This window comes from Corynebacterium sp. HMSC30G07 (assembly GCF_001806945.1).
Taxonomy (GTDB): domain Bacteria; phylum Actinomycetota; class Actinomycetes; order Mycobacteriales; family Mycobacteriaceae; genus Corynebacterium; species Corynebacterium riegelii.
Window position 1 is genome coordinate 176,876 of record NZ_KV786480.1, and the last position, 1,177, is coordinate 178,052.

The following is a 1,177-nucleotide window of genomic DNA, read 5'->3' on the forward strand; positions in this document are numbered from 1 at the left end:
CTGGTTAAGAACGGCAAAACCGCGGCAGGAACCCAACGCTGGCTATGTCCTGCGTGCAACGCTTCATCGATTAACACCCGGGCGCACACCAGCGAGATTCGGCACTTCAAAATCTTTATCGACTGGATCCTTTCCGGGGAATCCGCAGACCACTTAGCCAAACGCCTTGGGGTGAGCAGACGGACTTTGACCCGGTGGTTCAAACTGCTGTGGTTTATCACCGTGCCCACGACTACAGACCCCTACCGTGTCTATGACCAAGTCTTTATCGACGGCACCTACTTTCACAAGAAATGCCTGCTGGTAGCCTGCACCGACACACACGTCATCGCCTGGCATTGGTGCCTGCGTGAAAGCTCGTATGAGTACCTAAAACTATTCGACAAAATCGCCCAACCACTCATCGTCACCACCGACGGGTCAGGCGGAGCACTTAAGGCACTGCGCATTAAATGGCCAGGCGTAGCCATCCAGCGCTGCTTAGTCCACGTCCAGCGCAACACGTTTGCCGACATCAGCCGCAACCCGATTCACCCCGCTCATAAAGCAATCCGCAAACTCGGCTACATGCTCGTCCAGGTAGACAGCCTTGAAGATGCTGCACGCTTTACTGCTGCAGTCCACCACACCCGCATCACCTTTGCCGATTGGCTTAAACAACGCACCTACCGCAGTGCTATACCTGCAGGCCAAGTACCAAAATGGGTCAGCCCCAACCAGAAATGGTGGTACACCCACCGCAATGCACGCCGGGCATTAAAACGGTTAGAAAAACTCATTCATGACAGACACCTATTTACCTTCCTTACCCCGCCTGATGGCGTTGTCATGCAGGACTTAAAAGCCACCACAAACCTGTTGGAAGGCGGCATCAACAAACAGCTCAAAGACCTAGCAGGAAACCATCGCGGCATGTTCGATGAGCATCAGCGCATCACCATGGACTGGTGGCTCTACGTCCATACCGAAGACCCGGTAGCGCCACTGGAGTTAGCTAAGCAACAAGACTTCGGACGCCAAGGAGAAAAAGCAGCACGCACCGCCTGGGCGAAAGAACAACTCAAACGACGCGGCCACCCAGACGGGCGACCAGCCACATATGACACCCACATCGACAACGAATGGAACCCCAGCTTAGGGATAAGAAAAGGCTGGGCAGGACGCCCCTAAATCCACA

The 1,177-nt window shown here is 54.5% G+C and carries 1 protein-coding gene; it reads left to right on the forward strand.

Translation table 11 applies throughout. From position 1 onward, the window contains the following. On the forward strand, positions 1-1,170 hold a 1,170-nt coding region (locus tag HMPREF3104_RS10990; RefSeq protein WP_083279121.1), incomplete at its 5' end, for an IS1249 family transposase. Positions 1,171-1,177 lie beyond the last annotated feature (7 nt).